Origin of the sequence: Acidocella sp., assembly GCF_050253495.1 — a bacterium.
In the GTDB taxonomy this organism is placed as follows: domain Bacteria; phylum Pseudomonadota; class Alphaproteobacteria; order Acetobacterales; family Acetobacteraceae; genus Acidocella.
In genome coordinates this window covers 103,782-125,803 of record NZ_JBFWIX010000004.1, presented here as the reverse complement: position 1 = coordinate 125,803, position 22,022 = coordinate 103,782, and the positions used below count along the sequence as shown (strand labels likewise).

The window sequence follows — 22,022 nt, the reverse complement described above, 5'->3', positions numbered from 1 at the left end:
CATGGACCAGCAGACCCACCCCCACCCCACCGAGCATCCGGCCGCGCCGGCCATCGGTCCGCACGACCCGGCCCGCTTCATCAACCGGGAACTGTCCTGGCTGGATTTCAATTTCCGCGTGGTGGGCGAGGCCCGCAATCCGCGCCATCCGCTGCTGGAAAGGCTGCGCTTCGTTTCCATCAGCGCCTCCAATCTCGACGAATTCTACTCCGTGCGCGTGGCCGGGCTGATCGGCCAGGCGCGCGCGGGCGTGCTGGAGCGCTCCGCCGACGGCCTGACCCCCGCGCAGCAATTGCACGCCATCAAGAGCCGTTCGCGCGAACTGATCAACGCCCAGCAATCCGCCTTCACCGAGCTACGGGCATTGCTGGCCACGGCCGGGCTGGTGGTGCTCGGCGCCGCCGAGCTGACCTCGGACGACGCCACCTTCCTGGACTCCTACTTCATGGAACGCGTCTTTCCCGTGCTCACCCCGCTGGCGGTGGACCCAGCACATCCCTTCCCCTTCATCCCGAACATGGGGCTCGTGATGGCGCTTTCCCTGGCGCGCGACGATGACCGCGGCCAGATGTCCGCCCTCATCCCGCTGCCCGGCCAGATCGAGCGCTTCATCCGCCTGCCGTCTCCAGAAGGGCCGATCCGCTTCATTCTGCTCGAAGAACTGGTGGCGATGAACATGGGGCGGCTTTTTCCCGGCTTCTCGGTGCAGGGCACCGGCCTGTTCCGGCTGATCCGCGACACGGATGTGGAATTCGAGGAGGAGGCCGAGGATCTGGTCCGTTCCTATGAAAGCGCTCTGAAGCGCCGCCGCCGGGGGGTGGCCATCCAGCTCACCATCCAGGCGGACATGCCCGAGGATCTGCGCGAGCTGGTGATCGACGCGGTGGAGGTGCCCGCGGAAGAGGTTTACGCCGAATCAGGATTGATCGGGCTGGTCGATGTCAAGCAGTTGATCGTCGATGACCGGCCGGACCTGCTCTTCTCGCCCTATACGCCCCGGTTTCCCGAACGCATCCGCGATTTCGCGGGGGATTGTTTCGCCGCCATCCGGGCCAAGGATATTCTGGTGCATCACCCCTTCGAGAGTTTCGACGTGGTGGTGCAATTCCTCCGCCAGGCGGCGATCGACCCGGCGGTGGTGGCGATCAAGCAGACACTCTACCGCACCAGCCGGGACAGCCCCATCGTCAAGGCCTTGATCGAGGCGGCCGAAGCCGGAAAATCCGTCACCGCGATGGTGGAGCTGAAGGCGCGTTTCGACGAGGAAGCGAATATCCGCCTGTCCCGCGCGCTGGAGGCCGCCGGCGTGCAGGTGGTCTTCGGCTTTGTCGGCTTGAAGACCCACGCCAAGCTCTCCTACGTGGTGCGGCGCGAGGGCGGCTCCCTGCGCGCCTACGCGCATTTCGGCACCGGCAATTACCACCCGATCACCGCCCGGATTTATACCGACCTCTCCTTCTTCACCTGCGACCCGGCGCTGACGCGCGATGCCGCGCGGCTGTTCAACTACATGACCGGCTATGCGCGGCCGGAGACGATGGAACAGCTCGCCTTCTCGCCCCTGACCACGCGCAAGACCATCGGCACGCTGATCGACACCGAAATCGCCAACGCCAAGGCGGGCAAGCCGGCGGGGATCTGGCTGAAGATGAACTCGCTGGTGGATGCCAAGCTGATCGACCATCTCTATGAAGCCAGCCAGGCCGGCGTGCCCATCCAGGCCGTGGTGCGCGGCATTTGCTGCCTGCGGCCCGGGGTGCCCGGTCTTTCGGAAACGATCAAGGTGAAATCCATCGTCGGGCGGTTTCTGGAGCATGCGCGCATCTGCGTGTTCGCCGACGGGCACCCGATGCCGGCGCGCCAGAACAAGGTGTTCATCTCCAGCGCCGATTGGATGGAGCGGAACATGGATTACCGGGTGGAAACCTTCGTGCCCATCCATAACCCCACCGTGCATGCGCAGATCCTGGACCAGATCATGGTGGTGAATCTGCGCGACGACGCGCAAAGCTCCGAACTGCACGAGGATGGCGGCTGGACGCGCGTGACCCCCGGCGACCCGCCAGCCTCGGCGCATGAGTATTTCATGACGAACCCCTCCCTCTCCGGCCGGGGCTCGGCCTTGCATGGCGGCCTGCCGGTGGAGCGGAACAGGCCGAAATATAAGCGCCGGGTGGATTAGCGAACGGCGCCTCCCCCGCTTGGCGCCCTGGCGGCGAAATCCACCCGGGCAGATCACGCGAGGCTGGATTTTTACTTGCCCCTGTGCCATACGCCGCCTCGGCCTGAAAAAGCCAAGCCGTCCTAGCTCAGTTGGTAGAGCAACTGATTCGTAATCAGTAGGTCGCCGGTTCGATTCCGGCGGACGGCACCAGTTTTATCAGACATCTCAATAGATTGTTTGTTCCTTCGGGATAATTCCGGACATGATCTGGATAAATCTCCGCAAACTCGATTGGCAGATCACCGCTCAGATCAGGGATTTCCACAAGAGCTTGCTTGGCGGCGGCGCCAACCGCCTGACCGATCGGCAACTCCTGGACTGGCTGCGCAGCGAGGTGCAAAGCGCCGCGCTCGCGGCTTTCTGGCTTCAGGATGAATGGATGCTGGGCGGGGCAGTCACGGCCCCGGCGGCTTCGCTCTCCCCGCCACCGGCGGCGCTGCCCGTGGCGCAATGGACCGTCAAGCACAAGATCGAAGCGATGTTCGAGGCCATTCCAGGCCATCTGGGCCCGGCGGTGCGGGCACAGTTCGAAGCCTTTCTCACGCCACGGAATCTCACCATTATGGTTGGATTTCTGGCGGCCGGGTTAGCCGTCCAAGCACTTCCCGGCGCGGACGCGGTGGCCGATGCGATCATCGCCGGCTTGGCCTATGCCATGTATGGCTGGGCCGGGCTGGTGGCCGGGTATGAATTCACCAAGGCGGTGATTCAAGCCGGACAGGCGGACAGCCAGGCCGAGATCGACCAAGCGGCACAGAAAGCGGCTAATGCGTTGGTGGTGCTGGGCGGCACGGTGTTTCTGGCGAAATTGGTTGAAAAAATAAAGGTCGATAGCGGGAAAGAACCCGCGAAACCGGCCAGGACCGAGCCGTTGAAGAAACCGGCCCCAAAGCCATCGGTGCCAGAATCCACAAAACCGAACCCGTTTTTGCCAAAAAATAGGCACGACCGAGCCGGGAGCCGTGTCATGGACGCCCGAATTGCAAACACAAATGGATGCCGCGAATGCAAGAGGAGCTATGTCCGCGCCCGGCTATCCAGACTTGCCCGCCAACGTTTCTCAGACCTTCTCGGAGGCCGTTCCTTGGAATGGTGATGATCCAGAAAACGGGTATGATACTATTCATCGAGTTATTGGTGATGAAGATACGGCCAATGGGTCTTATTGGGCAGAAGGTAATGACGTTCCCAACACCGAGGCTGAATGGCGTTCAGATTTTGCAGTCAGGAACGACTGGAATGGCGATGGGGGATATGTGACATCGCCGACTAAAGGTTTGAGAGGATGGATAGGACCGGCAGCGCCACAAATGTCAAGTGACGAATCGAGTGTCTTGCTTGGCAATGGGCAACAAATATGGATACCGAGGGATTCGGCTTCTCCGTCAAGTCCGATCCCAACGCCTTGGAATGGCGGTGGAAACTAAAAAATGCAATATCAAGAGCTTTGTATAAAAATCGAAAATCTTAAAAAACTCATGCTTGCCACAGTTGATTTCGAGCAACCGTATAAGCCGGTTACGAACTGCGTGGAATACCTTGATGTCATTGAGAACAAGTTAAAAAACCTGGACGAATCTTCTGAACCAAAGGTTAGATTTGGGGCCTTGATGAGCATCGTTCAAATGGCGCGTGGTCTATATGATACCGTTGATTGGTATAACTATCCGAAAGTGGATACCGCGATCACGGATATAAAAAAATAGCAGAAGGCATTATCAAAGCAGAAAATTTATGGCCCATTCCAAAGAAAAACACATCTCTTTGATGGCTTTGAGAGGACCAGAAGTCATCGGCCCTGGCATTGAGGAAGAATACGCCGATGCGATGGAGCGCATCGTCTTTCTGCTGGACGCCTTCAAGGACTATCCCGCCTCGAACGACACCGCGCATGGCCGCGTGGTGTATCAACTTCGCTGGCTCAAGCAGGAGATCGACGCGCAGCGCTTGCCTGTCCCCGTGCATAAGAGCTGGATCGGCACGCTTTGCTATGTCGTCGGTTCCTGCGAGGTGGACGACACCAAGGAAATCGCCAAAGCGTTGGGTGAACTCACAGTGATCCTACAAGGGCCCGGCCTGCTCAAGCCCCGGCATTTTCCAGTCATCGCGGCGCAGATCGACGATCTGGTGGCGGATATTCATCTCTTTGGAGATCCGCTGACATCGGAGGAAACGCAACTTGTCACCGATCTGGAAGAGGTCGCCAAGGGAATTCGATCCGGCCAAATCATTCCTCCGTTGACCGTGCCAAAAGGCATTCATCCTCTGCGTCTTGCTTTAATTAACACTGAGAGATTCATGCCCTTCCCGAGGATGTATCTAGGACGTTCTCTAGCTCGGCGACTCCATGGAGCGGAGACGATACGGGGACTATTTCACGGGTTATCGGTGCAGAAAGCAATCCAAATGAAGAATTCTGGGCGCCGGGTGTGCCGCCTTCGACAGAAGAAGAGTGGCGAGCAGAAGCGGCAGTGCTAAATAATTGGAATGGCGATGGTGGTTATGTGACTTCTTCCACTGCGGGACTAAAAGGCTGGATTGGTCAGGCGGCACCTCAAATATCCAGCGATGGCGTCAATGTGTTACCTGGGCAAGGCACACAAATCTGGATTCCTGCCGGTTCTGCGTCTCCATCAGCTGTTTTGGCTACACCATGGAATACTGGACCTTAAAATGCCTACATATTCCGATCTGCAAAATAAATTGAAATATCTAAAGGATGCTATGCTCCGTTCTGTAGACTTTACTAAGCCTTACCAGAACATTTTCAGCCAGGTTGAGTTCATAGACCTTCAAATCAAAAGAGTATCCTCACTCTCAGATGAGGCTAAGAGAGAACTAAGATTTGGCTATCTAATGTCAATAGTTCAAATGCCGAAATATTTATATGACGATATGAATTGGAGAGACTATCCAGAAGTTGATTCACTGATAAACGATTCAATCAATATAGCCAAAAATCTTATCGAGACAGAAAAATTGTAGACTTCTCATGATTCCCATCGCCCCCGACATCATCGGCCCTGGCATCGAGGAAGAATACGCCGATGCGATGGAGCGCATCGTCTTTCTGCTGGACCACACCCGCCATAGCGCTTGGCGCCCCGGCGCATATTGCACCCACAGGCGGCTCTTCAGGCGCGAAAGCTTTCTTTAAGAGCCGCCAACATATCGCCTTTTGTATTAATTTGATCGTAGATCGAATCCAATGCCATATCGTCCATGACACGTGTTTTCCGCGGAATGAAGACAACACCCAGATTTGGATAATCATGGTCGACACAGTCGTAACCATTATGCCCAAGGGACAAAAGCTCCCTGCCCAGAACACGGGGGCGTAGATTCTTCTCATCAAAGAGCTTTTCCATCGGTATGTCGCTGACAGATGTTCCCTGCTGAGCAACATGAACCTCTTTGCCCGTATCTATCGCTCCCCTGACAAACGCATCATTGCATAACAAGCTCCATGCCATTTCATAAAGCACGCTTCCCTCCGAGATCATGTTATTTTGCAATATATCTCTAACATAATCGTTAAGCGCGTGAGCGGCCTGGCTTTCGGATGGGTCCGTTTTCCATCTCTGATCGACCCACTCCGAACTCGGCGGAAGTTTCGCGAACAGATTTTTCCCCGCTGGACGGAAATTATACAGCATCGAGGGCGTCCAAACCGACTTGCTATCGCCGAGCACAAGAAAATCCAGCGGCGAGAAATAAGAGCCTATATACGCATCCAGAACCGCGTCTTTCTGCTTGCTTGAGAGCAGCTGATATTTCGGATTCCTGGCATAATATTTATAGGCTAGATTTCTTACGGAAACACGAGAGGTTCCAATAATACCAGACATAACCCGACTCCCCCCTCGGTTTTCATCATGACCATTGCCGTCATGCACAGAGCGAATCATATCATCAAGAAAACAATTTCGGCAACCATGCCTCAACGGGTTGGCCGGCCGAGCACGCAACCATATCGGCACCCGGCTCCCTACCCTCCGCGCAACCGCCCCGCGCTTGCCAGCAACACGTCCCCAAGCGTCGTCACGGCATCCCGCCCGCCATAGCTGCCGCCCAACACCATGAACTCGACCGGCCCCAGCGTCGGCAGCCCGCAAGGCGGCAGTTCGGCCAACCCCGGCGGGATCAGTTGCGCCGCCAGCGGCACCACCCCCAGCCCGGCCATCGCCGCCGCGCGCAGCCCGCTCAGGCTACCGCTGGTGCAAGCCACCCGCCAGCGCCGCCCCACCCCATCCAGCACCGCCAGGGCGCGCTGGCGCGTCATGCTCGGCGGCGGGTAGATCACCAGCGGTAGCGGCGCTTCGGCATCCGGCACAACCCCTAGCCGCCCCACCCAACGCAAATCATCCACCCACGCCCTGCGCCCGCGCATATCTCCCTCGCGCCGCTTGGCCAGAATCAGATCCAGTTGCCCGGCATCGAAGCGGTCGTACAGCACCTCGCTTAAACCCACGGTCAATTCCAGATCCACCTCCGCGTGGCGCGCGGTGAAGTCCGCCAGCACCTCCGGCAGCGCCGAAAACACGAAATCCTCGGACGCGCCAAACCTCACCCGCCCGCGCAGCGCCCCGCCCTGAAGATACCGCCTGATCCCCGCATTCGCCTCCAAAGCCCGTTTGGCGAAAGGCAGCACCGCATCGCCATCCGGCGTGGTGGTCACGCTGTGCGTGTCTCGCGCCAGCAGCCTGCGCCCTGTTTGCGCCTCCAGCCGGGCCATATGCTGGCTGACGGTGGACTGGCTCACCCCCAGTTGCCGGGCCGCCGCGGAAAATCCTCCCGCCTCCACCACCGCCACGAAGCTGCGCAGCAAGGAGGGGTCGAGCAAAGCATCCATTCTGTTGTGCCTATCATGAAATCGAATAACAAATATCGCTGTTATTTCACCTGCGAAAGCGCAAAAACCGCTCCCGGCGTAAGGAGTGCTGCGCGATGGATGGCGAAACAACACGGCATGCCCTGAAATTGGCGGCGGTCACGCTGCTGGTGGGCGTCGCGGGCGGCATTGGCGGGGGCGGCATGGCATTGCTGCTGCATCTGGTCCAGCACATCGTCTATGGGTACAGCCTGGAGGATCTGGTGGGGCCGGAGAGTTTTCTGCGCGGCGTCAGCACCGTATCGCCCTTGCACCGGCTGCTGGCCCTCACCGCCGCCGGGCTGGTGGCGGGGCTGAGCTGGTGGGCGGTCTATAATCGCGGGGCCAAGCTGGTCAGCATCAAAACCGCCGCCGCCGCCGGCAAGCCCATGCCCTATGGCAGCACCACCGCCCATGCGGTGTTGCAGATCGTCACCGTCGCCATGGGGTCGCCCTTGGGGCGGGAGGTGGCCCCCCGCGAGATCGCCGCCATCCTCACCCAGAAACTGACCGGCTGGGCCGGTATTTCCGGGGAAGACGCCAAAACCCTGCTCGGCTGCGGCGCGGGGGCGGGGCTGGCGGCTGTGTATAACGTGCCTCTGGGCGGCGCCGTGTTCGCGCTGGAAGTGCTGATCCTGCGCATGGATGCGAAATCGATCCTGATGGCGCTCTCCACCTCCTGCATCGCGGCGGTCCTCGCCTGGTCCGTGCTGGGGAATGAGCCGCAATATCACATTCCCGCCTTCAGCCTCTCCGTGCCGCTGATGATGCTGTGCGTGCTCAGCGCCCCGTTCATCGGTTTGGCCGGGCATGGCTTCAACCGCTTCACCGCCGCCATGCGCAAAAACATGCGCACGGATGGCTGGCTCATCTGGCGCTGCCTGGCGGTGTTCACGCTCATCGGGCTGGCGGCCATGGCGTTTCCTCAACTGCCCGGCAACGGCAAGGGGCCCATCCAGCTCGGCTTGGACAGCGCGATCCCGCTGCATCTGGGGCTGGCCTTGCTGGCGTTGAAGGTGGCGGCCATCGGCGGCGCGCTCTGGGCCGGAGCGGAGGGCGGCGTGCTCACGCCGGGCCTCACCGTCGGCACATTGCTATCCACCCTGCTGGTGCTGGGCTGGAACGCCATCTTGCCCGCCATTCCGCCCGGCGCCTTTGTGCTGGCGGGAGCGGCGGCGTTTCTGGGGGTTTCGATGGAAATGCCCTTCACCGCCGTGGCGCTGATGTTCGGCTTCACCCATGTCGGGCAGACTTTCCTGGTGCCGTTGATCCTCACCACCGCCATCGCCAGCGCCACGGGGCGGGCGGTTCCCGTGCTCGGCGCGGCCTATGCGCGCGGGCGCAGCCGCGCGCGGGCGCGCGCTGCTTCCCTGGGCAGGCCCAGCTCCCCATAAACCAAGGCCAGGGCGGTGTTGGCGGGCACTGAGTCGGGATGGTAGCCACGCCGGATCTCCAGCATTTGCTGCGCGGTCGAATAACGGCCCGAGCGGATCATCGAATCCAGCAGCACCTGCTCGAACAAATCGCGCTGGGCGTGGCTGCCGCCCGCTTCCATGATCCGTGAAATCGCCGCCCCCATCCGGGCGACCACCTGCTCATGCGCCCCGCGGGCATGGGCCACCAGCCCCTCGCACGCCGGAACGGCGACATCTTCCCAAATGCTTCGCACAAAAAGCGGCGCCGTCCGGGCGAAGGCATGGAGATTGTCCATGAGCTCATCCGCCTCGGCATATCCGGCGCGGGCCAGCCCATAGACATACTGCATCGTGATAAACGGCTGCACGAAATCGTTGGTCCGCCCCTTCATATGCTCGGCGACATCCCGCCAGCGCTCCCCGACATCCACGCCGGCCAGCTCCAAGCGCAGCAGCAACGAGACCGCGCCGATCTGATCCTGCGAATATTCCTTCCAGATGCCCCAGACATGCCGGTCGTAAAGCGCCAGCGTATCCTCATAGCGGCCGAGCGAGATGTAATTGAGCGCCAGATGCCACCAATTATGCGTGGACATGAAGGAATTCAGGTCGGTCCAGTTGGTGGAGGCTTCCTCCAGAAACGCCACCCCGGCCTCGATGCGCCCCGTGGTCAGGAACACATGCGCCAGGGCGTGCTGCGCCCAAGGCTCCTTGCGCTTCAGCTCGATGGCCCGCCAGGCCGCCTTTTCGGCTTCGGGCAGCAAATGGCATTGCTCATACCCGAAGGCGACCAAACCGTGCATGTAGGGAATGTCGAGATTGCTCTCCTCGACCGTTTCGGCGATGGCCAGCATCCCCGCGGCATTGCCCAGGTTGAAATGATGATATTGCGCGGTCTTCACCATCGCCAGATCGCGCGGATAGGCCTGTGCGATCATGTCCGCGATCTTCACCGCCCTGGGAATATCATTATCGACCCAGGCGCGCGTCGCCGCGACCGTCATGCGCTCACGCTCGCTGGCTCCCGGCGCGGCGCGTTCCGCCGCTTCCAGGAACGGGCGGGCCAGATTCGGCGCCTCCTGGCTTTCCAGAAACATATAGAACAAGGCGGCATAGGCATTGGGCAGGCAGGCCTCGGGCTCCGCCTCGACGGCCTTGAGGATATTGGCGGCCTTTGTCTCGTAACCGAGAAACCCCTCGATGAAATCATCGATCCCCGCGACAGTCCCGGCCTCGCCGACGCTCAAGCCATTTCCCAGCCAATCAGTCCGCATCGATTCCCCCTGGATATGAAAACAACCGCGGCCGGGCCGTACGCGCCACGCCGGATAGGCCGCTACCCCGCCGCCAATGGCATGGCGCCCTCGTGGGTCAGGCCGCTGGCCTCCTTCAGCCCCACGCCGGTCAACCCCCGGCGCAGCGCCTCGCGCATCAGCCAGGCCAGCATGTCGGCGGCGGCGCCGTAAGACAGCCCCCCATGCGCATGCACGTTGGAGATGCAGTTGCGCGCGGAATCCAGCGTGCCGCGCTTCGGGTTGAAGGTGAGATAGATGCCCAGGCTGTCGGACACCGTCAGCCCGGGCCGCTCGCCGATCAGCACCGCCACCAGCTTCACCCCCAGCGCCTCGCCAATATCGTCGCCCAGCGCCACCCGCGCCTGGGTGGCAATGATGGGCGGGGCCAGCTTGAAGCCTTGCAGCCGCTCCGTCACGGTTTCCAGCATCGGCACGGCATTCTGCATCACCGCCGTGGCGGACAACCCATCCGCGATCACCAGCGCCGCATCGTAATCCCCCTTGGGCAGCACGGGCAGGCAATCCGGCGCCAGGCGGCGGCCCAGATCCGGGCGGCGCAGATAGGTTTCACGGTCGCGCGCCTCGCTATGCACCTCCAGGGCGCCGGGCAGGGCGGCGCGCAGCGTGGCCACGTCCAGCCGTGTATGCACGGCGTCCCGGGCCATGGCATGGGCGAACTGGAAATCCAGCACATCGCCAATCCTCATCGCATCGCCGGCGCGGCCCAGCCCGATGCGCGCGCGCGTGGCCTGGCGCAGCCGCGCCCAGGGATCCTTGGCGGCATCCTCAGGCGGCATCGCGCGTCTCCGCCACCAGCAGGCGCGTTTGCGCCTTGTTCTGCGGCCCAGGCAGGCGCATGCGGCCCTTGGCGTCGAGCATCTCCATCTTTTCCAGCCAATCCTCGAATTCCGGCGCCGGGCGGGCATTGAAGGTGGAGCGCAGATAGAGCACGTCGTGATAAGAGAGGCTCTGGTAATTCAGCATCACATCGTCCGCCCCCGGCACGGCGATGATGAAGGACACCCCGGCGGCGGTGAGCAGCGTCATCAGCGTGTCCATGTCGTCCTGATCGGCCTCGGCATGGTTGGTATAGCAGACATCGCAGCCCATGGAGACGCCGAGCAGCTTGGCGCAGAAATGATCCTCAAGCCCGGCGCGGATGATCTGCTTGCCGTCATAGAGATATTCCGGGCCGATGAAGCCCACCACCGTGTTCACCAGCAGCGGCGAGAATTCCCGCGCCACCGCATAGGCCCGCGCCTCGATGGTCTGCTGGTCCACGCCAAAATGCGCGCCCGCGGAAAGCGCCGCCCCCTGGCCGGTTTCAAAATACATCGTATCCTGCCCGACGGTGCCGCGCTTGAGCGCCTGAGAGGCCTCATATGCCTCGCGCAATATGCCGAGATTGATGCCAAACCCCTCATTCGCGGCCTGCGACCCGGCGATGGACTGAAACACCAGATCCACCGCGCCGCGCGCATTCATCACTTCGATGGCGTTGGTGACATGGGTGAGCACGCAGGTCTGGGTCGGGATTTCGTAGCGGGCGCGCAGATCGTCCAGCATGGAAAGCAGGGACAGGCAGTTCTGCACGCTGTCGGTGGCCGGGTTGATGCCGATCACCGCATCGCCCGTGCCGTACAGCAGCCCATCCAGCGTGGAGGCGGCGATGCCCTTCAGATCGTCCGTCGGGTGGTTGGGCTGCAAGCGCGAGGAGAGCCGGCCCGGCAGCCCGATGGTATTGCGGAATGCCTTGACGACCCGGCATTTTCGCGCGACGGCGATGAGATCCTGGTTGCGCATCAGCTTGGAGGCGGCGGCGGCCATCTCCGGCGTAAGACCCTGCGCCAAGGCGGCGAGCGTGGCGCTGTCCACCTCGTAGGAGAGCAGCCAGTCCCGGAACTGCCCGACGGTCATGTGCGCGACCGGACGGAAAGCCTCCTGATCGTGCCGGTCGAGGATCAGCCGCGTGACTTCGTCCGTCTCATAAGGGATCAACGGCTCTTCCAGGAAGAGTTTCAGGGGCAGATCCGCCAGCACCGCCCGCGCGGCCACGCGCTCGGCATCGGAGGCGGCGGCGAGCCCGGCCAGTTCATCGCCCGAACGGCGGGCGGAGGCGCGGGCCAGCACGGTTTTCAGATCGGCGAAACGGTAGGTCTCACCCCGGAAGGCATGCGTGTAATTCCCCATGCCACATGGAAACACCCGATTTTATTGCCACGCAATATAAATTAGCACCCGGAAGATGTTTTAAGAGCGGGCATCAGCCCGCCATCATGCCGTGGATCTTTTTCGCCAGCCCGTCCAGCGAGAACGGCTTGGTGATGATCTCCGTGCCGAGATCCTTGCCATTGGCTTCGATATAATGGGCATAACCGGTCATGAACAATATCTTCAGTTCCGGGCGCAGGCGTTTCGCGGCCCCGGCCAGTTCGCGCCCGCTCTGGCCGGGCAGGGTGATGTCCGTCACCAGCAGGTCGACCCGGGCCGGAGAGTTCAGAATCAGCGCGGCGGCGGCGGCATCCTCCGCCTCGATGATGTCATAGCCCTGCTCTTCCAGGGTTTCCGCGACGAGCATGCGGATGACCGGCTCGTCATCGACCACCAGAACGGTTTTGCCCCTTGGCTGCGATACCCATGACTGTCCCATGCCGCCCCCTTATCGTTGCCTAAACGCAACCTATCCCGTCATGACGCGGCACTTCAAGCACCGCCTCGCCAAATGGCCGCGCGCTCATGAAGCGGGCCTGGTGAGTTCGTAGAGCGCCACCGCGCCGGCGGCGGAGACATTCAGGCTCTCCATGCCGCCGGGCATGGAGAGGGCACAGATTTCATCGCAGGTTTCGCGCGTCAGGCGGCGCATGCCCTCCCCCTCGCTGCCCAGCACCAGGGCGACACGCCGCCCGGAAAAAGCCTCGCCGCGCAGCCGCGACGGCGCCTGGCCATCCAGCCCCACCACCCAGATGTCGGCGGATTTCAGCACGATCATCGCGCGGGAGATGTTGGTGATGCGCAGCAGCGGGATCGTCTCCAGCGCGCCGGAGGCGGCCTTGGCGAGCGCGCCGGTTTCCTCCGGCGCGTTGCGGTCCTGCGCGATGACGGCGCAGGCGCCGAAGGCCTGGGCCGTGCGCATCAGCGCGCCGACATTGCGGGGATCGAAAATCTGGTCCAGCACCAGGATGGGGCCTGGGCGTTGCAGCGCGTCCAGCAGGGCCGGGGCGGAAAGCTGGTCGGCCAGCAGGGCGATGCCCTGATGCACGATGCCCGAGCCGGGGCGCGCGCCGAGAATTTGGTCGATCGTCTCGCGCGGGACGATTTCCGGATGGATCGGCCAGGGCGACGGGCATTCCGCCGCCAGCGCGGCCTGCGCCTCCTCGGTGAGGACCAGCCTGCGGAACAGGCGGGCCGGATTCTTCAGCGCCGCCGCCACCGCATGGGTGCCATAAAGCCATACCGAGCCCGCCGGGGCGCTGGGGCCGCGGCGGTCCTGACGCTCACCGGCGCGCACGGGACGCCCGCCGCCGGAAGGCGCCGACCGGTCCGCGCCGCGAGGACGCTGCCTTGAACCGTTTTTACCGTGATGCGGGCGATTTTGACTCATGCCCCTCAACTATCTCCGAGCTCGCGCGTTGACAACCGACCCCCACCCGTTGCATGAGGCCCCACGCGGAAGGGTGCCCGAGTGGCTAAAGGGGACGGACTGTAAATCCGTTGGCGTGCGCCTACGTTGGTTCGAATCCAACCCCTTCCACCATCCCCGCAAAAACTTCCAATGTTTTCAAATTGTTGCGCGGCTGTTTGTCACAACCAGCCGGCAAATGAGGCCGCCTGTCTCTTGCATTCCGGCGGGTCCAAAAGCCCCCGCGTTTCCGCTGCCGGCATTTTCATGCGCTTGACCTGGCCAACGATGGAAAGCCGCAACGATTTAACCGGCTATTTACGCCGCGGCGCTGAGGCAAAGCCTGTCAGGGCCTCGAATAATATGGCGCGCGCCACGGCCAGCCCCCGCGCCAGCCTGCCGCCATCTTCCGCCAGCACGCGCAGCACCATGCCCGCGCGGTTGGGCAAGGGAGACAGCCCCGCGCGACAGCCCGTAGCCTCGACCGCATGGCGAAGCGCGCTCTCGCCAAGTTCGCCGTTCAGCAGATAGGCGGTGCCGAAGGCCCTGAAACGCCCCAGCGGCGATGCCATGGCGTCCATCTCATCCTCCAGCCTCACCACGCCGCGTTCCCGGACCAGGGGCCTGCCGGTGGCGGTTTCCACCAGCAATTCGGTGCCGTAGCGCCCCTTCCAAAATGTTGCGCCCGCCTGGGTGGTGAGAATCGCACCATCCATGCACAAGGCGCGCGCATCCTCTGGCAACGTCACATGCAGCCTGGTGCTGATATTGGCGTTGGGAAACAGAATGAAGGGATCTGGCGTGTAAAGCCCCGTGCTGCCCGGCGCGAGGCGCAAGCGGGTTTCCGTTCTGGCCGCGCCGCCACGCGCATCGCGCACCAATGTGGCCGCCTGGGTGGTGACTTCCACCGCCGCGTTTCGCCCCAACGTCAGATCGAGCCTCAGATCCTCCCCCCGGTACAGGCCGCCTGAGGAAGATTGCAGATAGAGCGTGGCAAAATCCGGCCGCTCCCGGTCCAGATAGAAGGGACGGGTGAGATGGAAGGGATAAGCGACATGTTGCCTTTGCAGGCGCGTGACGCCCTGCAACCGGGCAAATTCCAGATGGGCGAGACTCATGCGGCCGACCGGCGCCTTATCGCAACATATATCTTCGCCCCAAGGGAACTTCCGTCAATGGTTCGCAGCTGGCCAGCTCTCCATCGACAAACACATCGAATGTCTCCGCATCCACACGGATATCCGGCAGGGCCGTGTTGTGCAGCATGTCCGCCTTGGTGAGGTTGCGCGTGCCGCGCGCGGGCAATTGCATTTTGTTCAGCCCGAGTTTTCCGGCCAGCCCATCCTGAAGCGCGTAAGGATGCACGAAACAAGCCGACAGCGCCGAGGCCGCGCGGCCGAAGGCCCCCCATTGCGGGCGCAGCAGCATGGGTTCACAACTCATCAAGGACGCCGCGCTGTCGCCCATCACGCCCCACGCGATGAAACCGCCTTTTACCACCAGCTCGGGTTTGATACCGAAAAAAGCCGGTTTCCAGATGACGATGTCCGCGAGTTTTCCATCCTCCAGCGACCCGACATGATCAGCCACGCCAAAACTGCGCGCGGCATTGATGGTATATTTGGCGAGATAGCGTTTGATACGCGCATTATCACCGAGGCTCGGCCGCTCCTCCGGTAATTTGCCGCGCTGCGCCTTCATTTTCGAGGCCAGCTGCCAAGTCCGGCAGATGACCTCATGGATGCGCCCCATGCCCTGGCTGTCCGAGCCGAGCATCGAGATGGCGCCGAGATCGTGCAAGACATCTTCCGCGGCGATGGTCTGGGCGCGAATGCGGCTCTCCGCGAAGGCCACATCCTCCGGCACGCGCGGATTGAGATGATGGCAGGTCATCGTCATGTCGAGATGCTCGTCGAACGTATTGACGGTGTAGGGGTTGGTCGGGTTCGTCGAGCTGGGCAGACAATTCGCGAGGGAGGCGACACGGATGATATCTGGCGCGTGGCCGCCGCCCGCCCCTTCCGTGTGGTACATATGGATGGTGCGCCCGCCAATGGCGGCCAGCGTGTTCTCCACAAAGCCGCTTTCATTCAATGTATCGGTATGCAGTTGCACCTGAAAATCATGCTCGTCGGCGAACCCCAGACAGGCATCGATGGCGGCGGGCATCGCCCCCCAATCCTCATGGATTTTCAAGCCGACGCAGCCGGTCATCAACTGCTCGCGCAGCGCCGCCGGTTTGTGCGTGTTCCCGCGCCCGAGAAAACCGAAATTCACCGGCCAGGCCTCGGCGGCTTGCAACATGCGCGCGGTGTTGAAGGGGCCTCCGGAATCGATGCCCACCGTGATCGGCCCCAGCGAACCGCCGAAGAGCGTGGTGATGCCCGACGCAATGGCGTGATCCGGCAGGGCCGCGCTATCGAAATGCACATGCACGTCGATTCCACCGGCGGTGGCGATGAGGCCCTCGCAGTCGCGCACCGTGGTGCCAGCGGATGGGATGAGACGCGGATCCACCCCATCCATGATCGCTGGGTTGCCCGCCTTGCCGATGCCGACGACGCGACCATCGCGGATGCCGATATCGCCCTTGACGATCCCGATCACGGGATCGATGACGACGACATTGCAAAGCAGCATGTCCAGCGCGCCTTGCGCGCTGGTTATGCCCGGAACCAGCGCGATGCCATCCCGCAGCGTCTTGCCGCCGCCATGCAGGCATTCATCGCCATAAACCGCATGGTCATGCTCGATGACCGCGATCAGCCCGGTATCGCCCAGGCGAATGCCATCGCCCGTGGTGGGACCATAAAGGGCGGCATATTCAGCACGCGTGATCTGCACCATCCATCAGGCTCCCTTAAAACCACGGGCACGGGCGCGCGCCAGCGCCTGCCGCTTGGTCGCGTCGTCGGCTGGACCATCGGTCAGGTTATTCAGCCCACTCATCACCTGGGTGCCGCCGAACGGCACGAGGGTGACCACCCGGCCCTGCCCTGGCTCAAACCTCACCGCCGTGCCCGCCGGAATATCCAGCCTTTTGCCAAAAGCTGCCTGTCGGTCGAAATCCAATGCTGGATTTACCTCGAAAAAATGATAATGCGAGCCGATCTGCACAGGTCGGTCGCCCGTATTCACCACCTCAAGTTCCGTGCGCGGACGGCCCGCGCCAAGTTCGATCATGCCTTCGGCTGGAATGATCTCACCGGGCGGCTCGGGGTCTGGCATATCCTCCGGGCCAGGGCGGATCGGATCGTGCACCGTTACTAACTTGGTGCCATCCGGGAAGAAACATTCGATTTGCAGGATGGTGAGCATGGCGGGCACACCGGGCAGAACATCCCCGGCGGTGAGAATTTGCGAGCCCCACCCCATCAGCTCCGCCACACCGCGGCCATCGCGCGCGGCTTCCAGCAATTCATCGCTGATCAGCGCCACGGCTTCGGGATAGTTCAGTTTCAGCCCGCGCGCGCGGCGTTTACGAGCCAGCTCGGCGGCTGAGAAAATCATCAGCCTCTCAAGTTCGGTCGGTGTCAGATACATGCTGCGGCCCCTTCCGTGCGGCGCGGCAGAATACCCATCGCGGCGTTCGATCAACCGCGATGTTATCCAGCGCGCATATAACGCCTCTCAGACGGCGGAGTGTCGCGCGGCGGGTTTTCGCCTGTCAATGCATGGAGAGAAAATTCTCCGCCGCACCCTGACGCGTCTTCAGCCACCATGCTGTTCCGCCCGCCCCTGGAACAGGACGATGAAACGGCCGGATTGCGCCTCCCCCGCCAGTTGCACGCTGTCCGTGAAGCGGGCGCACAGAAAATCCGCCACGCTGCGCGCCGCACGGGCGGAAATCGCGCCACGGCTCATCCACGGCCGGCTGCCATGCCGTAAACCCGCCTTGCCGATTTCGATGTCCGGCCGATCCGTAAGCGCGATCACCCAGCCACCCGGCATGGCGCCAAACTCCTTCAGATAGGCCAGGCAATCATATTTGATCTCTTGAATGCCGGCCGCGCTGTAGCCTATCTCCGCCGCCTCGCTCATGCCAGCACCGGAAGCAGCGCGACATGCGCCTGGGCGGGACGGCGGCTCAATGCCGCGAGGCGCGCGCCGCCAGCGGCTTTTTCCTCACGCGACATCTGAGCGCCAACCTCCTCCAGCAATTTCAGCGCGGCGCCAACGCCGTGACGCGCCGCCAGGGACAGCCACAGGAACGCCTCCACCCTGTCTTTTTCCACCCCAACGCCATGGGCAAAAAGATACCCCAGCCGGGCCTGGGCCGGGTAATGGCCATTGCTGGCGGCACGGCGGTACCAGCTGGCGGCAAGGGTTTCATCGCGCGGCAGGCCATGCCCATTGGAGAGCAGATTGCCCAGCTCGAACTGGGCGGGGCCGTCCTCCTGCGCGGCGGCTTTTTGCAGCCACAGCACGGCCTGGGCTGGGTTTTTCTCCACGCCATAACCGCGCAGATACATGGCGGCAAGATTGGCCTGGGCCAGGGCAAGCCCCTGCTCGGCCGCGCGGGCACACCAGGCGAAGGCGGCCGCGCGGTCTTCCCGCTCTCCCGGCTCGGCGAAGGTGGCACCCAGCCAAAGCTGAGCCTGGGCGTCTCCGGCCTCGGCCTGGGCCAGCAAGGCCGCGCGGGCCGCGAGATCCAGCAATTCAGTCGCGGGGGTTTTGTTCATCAGGTTCGTCCTCCTTGCGGGGCGTCCGGGCCCATGCGCCGCGCCAGGGCCGTGCGCAGAAAACGGGCGGCGGGGGCATCCGGCGTGATGTCGTTGCAAAGCAGATGGCGCAGCATGGCGTGCCAGTCTTTCTGCGCGCCAAAGCCCGTGACACGCGCCATGGTGAGGCGCAAGGCCGTGGGCTGCACCACCAGGGCGCAGGCGCTGTCCTGAGCCAGGAGCAGCACAAGATTTGGAAACATCCAGCGTATTTCAATGGTTTCATCAAGACATCGGATTTCTGCGCGCAGCCAGTCTCCATGTGGCTGGGCATCCGCGCCGCCGAACAGACGGGCGGGCAGCTCTTTCCAGTTCAACCCGTATTCACACCAAACCTCCCGATGCGTGGCGCCATGCTCAAGCAGCGCATGCTGGGCCAGGAAGGGGGCGGGCAAGGATGTCTGCTCACCGAGATTGACGAAGATCAGCCGATCTTGCGTGTAAACGGGCACAGGCACCAGGCGCTCTGGCCGCAGGCCGAGATATTGATGGGTGGCGAGCTCATCCGCCGCGTTCATCACGCCTCTGTCCCGGCTATAACCGCAGGAGGTGACGGTGCATTTTGTCTTGGCGCCGGTCTGACATTGCAGCGGCACGAAACGGCACCCGCCATGCGGCGCCATGTTGAAGCGACCCAGAAGCTTGCCACCCTCGCCCCGCGCGACATGGATGCCTTGATCGCCCACCGTGTAGGGCAGAATATCGCCGGTCTTGACCAGCTCCACCGTGGTGCCGACGCAGACCCAGCCCGCCGACCAGATCTCCCGGTCCTCGCGCTGGGCGAAACGTGGCGATTCGATCGCCGCGTGCGCCAGCCCGGTGGCGGTGCATGCCATCCGCGGCACCGGCGGCGCGGTGCCGGGCAGAATTTGGCTCTTCAGCATCTTGCCCTCCTTCAGCTTCACGGATTGGCGGACGGGCCTGGCATGTCAGGCCGTGCCAGGCCCACCCCGCTTAAGTGGCGAGTTGCACGGAGGGAGATTCCCAATCCGCACGGCCACGCGGCTTCACCGCATCCGCCGGCGGGGGCGGCAGCGGGCCATCCACCGAGAAGCGGTCCAGCACGTTCTTCACCAGCTTCGAGATGTTGTTGTCGCAGTTATTCCAAGGCAGAGAGCCGCAGAATGCGATCGAGCTGAAGGCGAAGCAGGCACCGCCATTTGGCGTTTCGTGATAGGCGATGTCCGAGCGCACGCGCGGATGCTGTGTGCCGTCGATGCCTTGCTGGCTGAAGCCGTAATCCTCCATCACCAGCAGGTAGGATTCCGTATGCCGCCCGGCCGAGCTGGCAACGGTGAGCACATGCGGCGGAGAGCCCAGCATGGTGTCGACAATATCCAGCTCCAACCCCGCGGCACCGCCGCCGACCAGGCCGAAATTGCCGAGCTTCTCGTCATACTCGATGCCATCGAACGCCCAGGAGACACGGGGGTCCATGCTTTCCGGCGTGCGCGAATAATAGGTCGAGACATCGAAACCTTCGGAGGACATGCCGGTGCCCGCGACGGTGTGCAGATAGCGCCCGCGATAGCGCCACATGCCGCCTAGCTCGCCCGTGCCCTGGTGGTAATATTCACCGGGGTTGGCGCGCCAGGGACGAATGCCGGATTCGCAGCGGCGCATCTCCGTCACGATGCCGCGCCCACGCTCATCATAGGCCGGATGGTAGGAATGCACCCAGTACCAGCCATCGGCTCCCATATACATCAGCCGGCCGCCCTGCTGGGTGTAGTTATGCAGCGCATCGAGCTGCGGGCCGGAATTATGCTCCGGATGCGAGCCCGTGATGACGACGTTATAGGGCGCCAGGCGGGCCAGGCCTTCATAGGTCACGTCTTCATCCGTGAACACGTCATACTCATAGCCCATATGCTCAAGCCAGTAGACCAAGTGCAGGTCCGCCGGATATTGCCAAGGGGCCTGAGCCAGGAAATGGTCGTATTTCGGGCGGATGCTCAGGATCGGCCGAAGGCGCGAGGAGAGGCAGATGCCGCTGCCATCGGTATGCGTGTCGTATATGGAACCGGCATACTCACGATGCTCCTGCAGGTACATGTTTTGATGCTGCATGATCGGCGTGCGGTAGACGAAGATTTCAGCCGCGCCGGCATTGGAGGCCAGATGCTCGTTGGCATAGGCCATATAGCTGATCGTCGGCACCATCACGGCAATCTTCGACTGTGCCTCACCCAGTTTCGGCACCACCCAGAAGGGGATGTAATCCTCATCGCCCTCGGCGGTGGTGAGCTTGGCGGCGTAGAAGCGGCTCTTCGTATCCTCGGGCACGGTCCATTCGAAATCGACCTCCCAACGCGCATCGTCCAAATCGTCGTCATGGCAATGCACAGCGCCATATTCACCGGCGGCATGCTTCCAGTCGAAATTATGGCCGGTCCAATTATAACCGGTCATCGCGCGGGTGGGACAATTGACGAAGCGACCATGCAAACGCCAAGGGCCTTGGTCGCGGGCTTCCAGCGTGTCGATCCCATCTGAAAAATCCCAGGCGCCGACGATGACATCTGAAAGAGGTCCGGTGGGACCGGAATGGCGCCGCTCGGACAGAGCCGGCTGCGCGCCGCCCTTCATCATCTCGATTTCGAGGCGGGAGAGCGCGCCCTTGCACAGGCGCGGGCTGTCGATCTTACCGTTATAATGGCCAACGGTCCAGAACCCATGCTCGGTCTGCGCGGTTTTACGCGGCGCGCCATTCTCGCCATCCGCATAAGCGCCAAAGAACAGCGGCACGTGCGGGTCGCTCGGCGGGTTGAGCTTGGCTTCCACCGGGTCGATCTCTGGGTCCAGCGCATAGACAATCTGCGGTTCGTGATAGAGCACGGCCTTGCCGGTGGCGGCGTCGTAGCTGGCGGCGATGAAATGCCAGGCATGATCGCGCAGTTTCAGCTCCGTGCTGATGATCTGCTCATCGATGCGCAATTGCAGCTTGCCGTCCTCGTCAAGAAACAACCCGTAGCCCTTGCCCGCGGCCCAGCGCGTGATCAGCCCTTGCGCGCCATGCTTCCAGTAGCGCTTGTCGGTTTTCGGGGTGGTGGGCCAGATCCAGCCCTGGATGGTGAAGCTCTCACTGAAGAGCTGCTTATGATCGGGCACATAGCCATAGGAGCCGCCATGGATAATCTGTTTGCGGCCGGGATAGGTCTTATTCACATCCGCTTGCACAATCGGCTCGATCACACCTGGCCCGCGCGGGTTGGTATCGCCATTGATCATGTGCACGATCTGCGCCGAATATTCCCTCGGCCCGTTGCAATTCACATAGAATTTGATTTTTTCTCCCGGGTGGACACTGAACTTATCCGCATACCCGGTCAGTCTCATCGTGGTGGTCATGTTACCTGTCTCCAACGGCCCCGGCAAAGCCGGCCTGTTTGTTTGAGAGGGGAGGCGTGCCTTAGGTCACGGCCCAATTATCGTCATGACGCTTCCAGCCTTCATTGTAATGCTCGGGGAAGCCATCATGCTCGGATAGTTCATCCAGCCGCATCTTGAAGATGTCGATCTGAATTTCCTGCTCATCGTCATAGACCTTGTCGGTGACAAATTCAGGCGGCACGCCTCTGATGCCGCTGAGCCGGCCGATGCGCCACTCCTTCTCGACCTTGGTGCAGATCACCACAAGCTTGCCCTTGACAGGCTGGGAACGCATGCGGATGAGCACGCGGTTGAGCAGAAAATCGGAATGAATGCCCCCCGCGGCATCGGTCACGTCGCCAGGCGTGGGGCAAAGCAAGGTGGCGTTACCGGCAACACCTTTCATCGACATCATGCAGGCGGTAAAAACCTCTATCAGCCGGTCACGCTCTGGCGTGCCTTTCTTGGGTATCGAAATCATATGACGTCCTTTCTTTATGGAATGA

21 protein-coding genes and 2 tRNA genes are annotated in these 22,022 nt (G+C 62.1%); 8 read left to right on the top strand and 15 right to left on the bottom strand.

Annotation, left to right across the window (positions count from 1 at the left end):
* Position 1: 1 nt before the first annotated feature.
* The 6 genes from AB7D48_RS05195 to AB7D48_RS05170 all read left to right on the top strand — a co-directional run bounded on the left by AB7D48_RS05195 (position 2) and on the right by AB7D48_RS05170 (position 5,381).
* Positions 2–2,182, top strand: coding sequence for an RNA degradosome polyphosphate kinase (locus AB7D48_RS05195; protein WP_427976265.1), 2,181 nt, complete (start codon positions 2–4; stop codon positions 2,180–2,182).
* A 116-nt stretch (positions 2,183–2,298) separates the two neighbouring features.
* Positions 2,299–2,374 (top strand) — tRNA-Thr (locus AB7D48_RS05190).
* A gap of 52 nt (positions 2,375–2,426) precedes the next feature.
* A complete protein-coding gene (locus tag AB7D48_RS05185; protein ID WP_427976264.1) occupies positions 2,427–3,320 on the top strand; it encodes a hypothetical protein in 894 nt (297 codons plus the stop codon).
* Positions 3,321–3,654: 334 nt separating this feature from the next.
* Positions 3,655–3,930 carry a hypothetical protein gene (locus AB7D48_RS05180; protein ID WP_427976263.1) on the top strand — a complete coding sequence of 92 codons (276 nt, stop codon included), beginning with the start codon at positions 3,655–3,657 and terminating at the stop codon, positions 3,928–3,930.
* Between the two features lie 28 nt (positions 3,931–3,958).
* Entirely contained in the window at positions 3,959–4,702 is a 744-nt protein-coding gene (locus AB7D48_RS05175; protein WP_427976262.1) for a hypothetical protein, read from the top strand.
* A gap of 514 nt (positions 4,703–5,216) precedes the next feature.
* A complete protein-coding gene (locus AB7D48_RS05170) occupies positions 5,217–5,381 on the top strand; it encodes a hypothetical protein (protein WP_427976261.1) in 165 nt (54 codons plus the stop codon).
* Here AB7D48_RS05170 and AB7D48_RS05165 read toward each other — a convergent pair.
* Together AB7D48_RS05165 and AB7D48_RS05160 are read right to left on the bottom strand one after the other, a co-directional pair.
* Positions 5,359–6,072: a hypothetical protein gene (locus tag AB7D48_RS05165; RefSeq protein ID WP_427976260.1), complete on the bottom strand. Its 714-nt coding sequence runs from the start codon at positions 6,070–6,072 to the stop codon at positions 5,359–5,361. The two genes, AB7D48_RS05170 and AB7D48_RS05165, sit on opposite strands and share 23 nt — an antisense overlap.
* A gap of 140 nt (positions 6,073–6,212) precedes the next feature.
* Positions 6,213–7,076 (bottom strand): LysR family transcriptional regulator, encoded by an 864-nt coding sequence (locus tag AB7D48_RS05160; protein WP_427976259.1) that lies wholly within the window; start codon positions 7,074–7,076, stop codon positions 6,213–6,215.
* 95 nt (positions 7,077–7,171) lie between these two features.
* Here AB7D48_RS05160 and AB7D48_RS05155 point away from each other — a divergent pair, with 95 nt between their 5' ends.
* Complete coding sequence (locus tag AB7D48_RS05155; RefSeq protein WP_427976258.1) at positions 7,172–8,488, top strand: chloride channel protein; 1,317 nt, start codon at positions 7,172–7,174, stop codon at positions 8,486–8,488.
* On the opposite strand, the gene AB7D48_RS05150 is transcribed toward AB7D48_RS05155, so the two are convergent.
* From AB7D48_RS05150 to AB7D48_RS05130, 5 genes are all read right to left on the bottom strand, one after another.
* Positions 8,422–9,783: a tetratricopeptide repeat protein gene (locus tag AB7D48_RS05150; protein ID WP_427976257.1), complete on the bottom strand. Its 1,362-nt coding sequence runs from the start codon at positions 9,781–9,783 to the stop codon at positions 8,422–8,424. The two genes, AB7D48_RS05155 and AB7D48_RS05150, sit on opposite strands and share 67 nt — an antisense overlap.
* A gap of 62 nt (positions 9,784–9,845) precedes the next feature.
* Entirely contained in the window at positions 9,846–10,601 is a 756-nt protein-coding gene (gene eutC / locus AB7D48_RS05145; RefSeq protein ID WP_427976256.1) for an ethanolamine ammonia-lyase subunit EutC, read from the bottom strand.
* Positions 10,591–11,994 (bottom strand): ethanolamine ammonia-lyase subunit EutB, encoded by a 1,404-nt coding sequence (locus tag AB7D48_RS05140; protein WP_427976255.1) that lies wholly within the window; start codon positions 11,992–11,994, stop codon positions 10,591–10,593. Before AB7D48_RS05140 ends, eutC begins: the two co-directional genes overlap by 11 nt.
* 73 nt (positions 11,995–12,067) lie before the next feature.
* Positions 12,068–12,454, bottom strand: a complete 387-nt coding sequence (locus AB7D48_RS05135; protein ID WP_427976254.1) for a response regulator — start codon at positions 12,452–12,454, stop codon at positions 12,068–12,070.
* A gap of 84 nt (positions 12,455–12,538) precedes the next feature.
* The gene (locus AB7D48_RS05130; protein WP_427976253.1) at positions 12,539–13,405 is read right to left on the bottom strand and encodes a TrmH family RNA methyltransferase; all 867 of its coding nucleotides are present in this window, start codon (positions 13,403–13,405) and stop codon (positions 12,539–12,541) included.
* A 67-nt stretch (positions 13,406–13,472) separates the two neighbouring features.
* On the opposite strand from AB7D48_RS05130, the gene AB7D48_RS05125 reads away from it, so the two are divergent.
* Positions 13,473–13,558, top strand: a tRNA-Tyr gene (locus AB7D48_RS05125).
* Positions 13,559–13,737: 179 nt separating this feature from the next.
* Here AB7D48_RS05125 and AB7D48_RS05120 read toward each other — a convergent pair.
* The 8 genes from AB7D48_RS05120 to AB7D48_RS05085 all read right to left on the bottom strand — a co-directional run bounded on the left by AB7D48_RS05120 (position 13,738) and on the right by AB7D48_RS05085 (position 21,997).
* Positions 13,738–14,541 carry an urease accessory protein UreD gene (locus tag AB7D48_RS05120; RefSeq protein ID WP_427976252.1) on the bottom strand — a complete coding sequence of 268 codons (804 nt, stop codon included), beginning with the start codon at positions 14,539–14,541 and terminating at the stop codon, positions 13,738–13,740.
* Positions 14,542–14,557: 16 nt separating this feature from the next.
* A complete protein-coding gene (gene ureC, locus AB7D48_RS05115; RefSeq protein ID WP_427976251.1) occupies positions 14,558–16,270 on the bottom strand; it encodes an urease subunit alpha in 1,713 nt (570 codons plus the stop codon).
* Between the two features lie 3 nt (positions 16,271–16,273).
* Positions 16,274–16,966 carry an urease subunit gamma gene (locus AB7D48_RS05110; protein WP_427976250.1) on the bottom strand — a complete coding sequence of 231 codons (693 nt, stop codon included), beginning with the start codon at positions 16,964–16,966 and terminating at the stop codon, positions 16,274–16,276.
* A 168-nt stretch (positions 16,967–17,134) separates the two neighbouring features.
* Entirely contained in the window at positions 17,135–17,464 is a 330-nt protein-coding gene (locus AB7D48_RS05105; RefSeq protein WP_427976249.1) for a hypothetical protein, read from the bottom strand.
* Positions 17,461–18,105: a tetratricopeptide repeat protein gene (locus AB7D48_RS05100; RefSeq protein ID WP_427976248.1), complete on the bottom strand. Its 645-nt coding sequence runs from the start codon at positions 18,103–18,105 to the stop codon at positions 17,461–17,463. Before AB7D48_RS05100 ends, AB7D48_RS05105 begins: the two co-directional genes overlap by 4 nt.
* Entirely contained in the window at positions 18,105–19,028 is a 924-nt protein-coding gene (locus AB7D48_RS05095; protein WP_427976247.1) for a hypothetical protein, read from the bottom strand. The genes AB7D48_RS05100 and AB7D48_RS05095 overlap by 1 nt, the downstream gene beginning before the upstream one ends.
* A 70-nt stretch (positions 19,029–19,098) precedes the next feature.
* Complete coding sequence (locus tag AB7D48_RS05090) at positions 19,099–21,495, bottom strand: N,N-dimethylformamidase beta subunit family domain-containing protein (RefSeq protein WP_427976246.1); 2,397 nt, start codon at positions 21,493–21,495, stop codon at positions 19,099–19,101.
* Between the two features lie 61 nt (positions 21,496–21,556).
* Positions 21,557–21,997 (bottom strand): hypothetical protein, encoded by a 441-nt coding sequence (locus tag AB7D48_RS05085; protein ID WP_427976245.1) that lies wholly within the window; start codon positions 21,995–21,997, stop codon positions 21,557–21,559.
* Between the last annotated feature and the right edge of the window lie 25 nt (positions 21,998–22,022).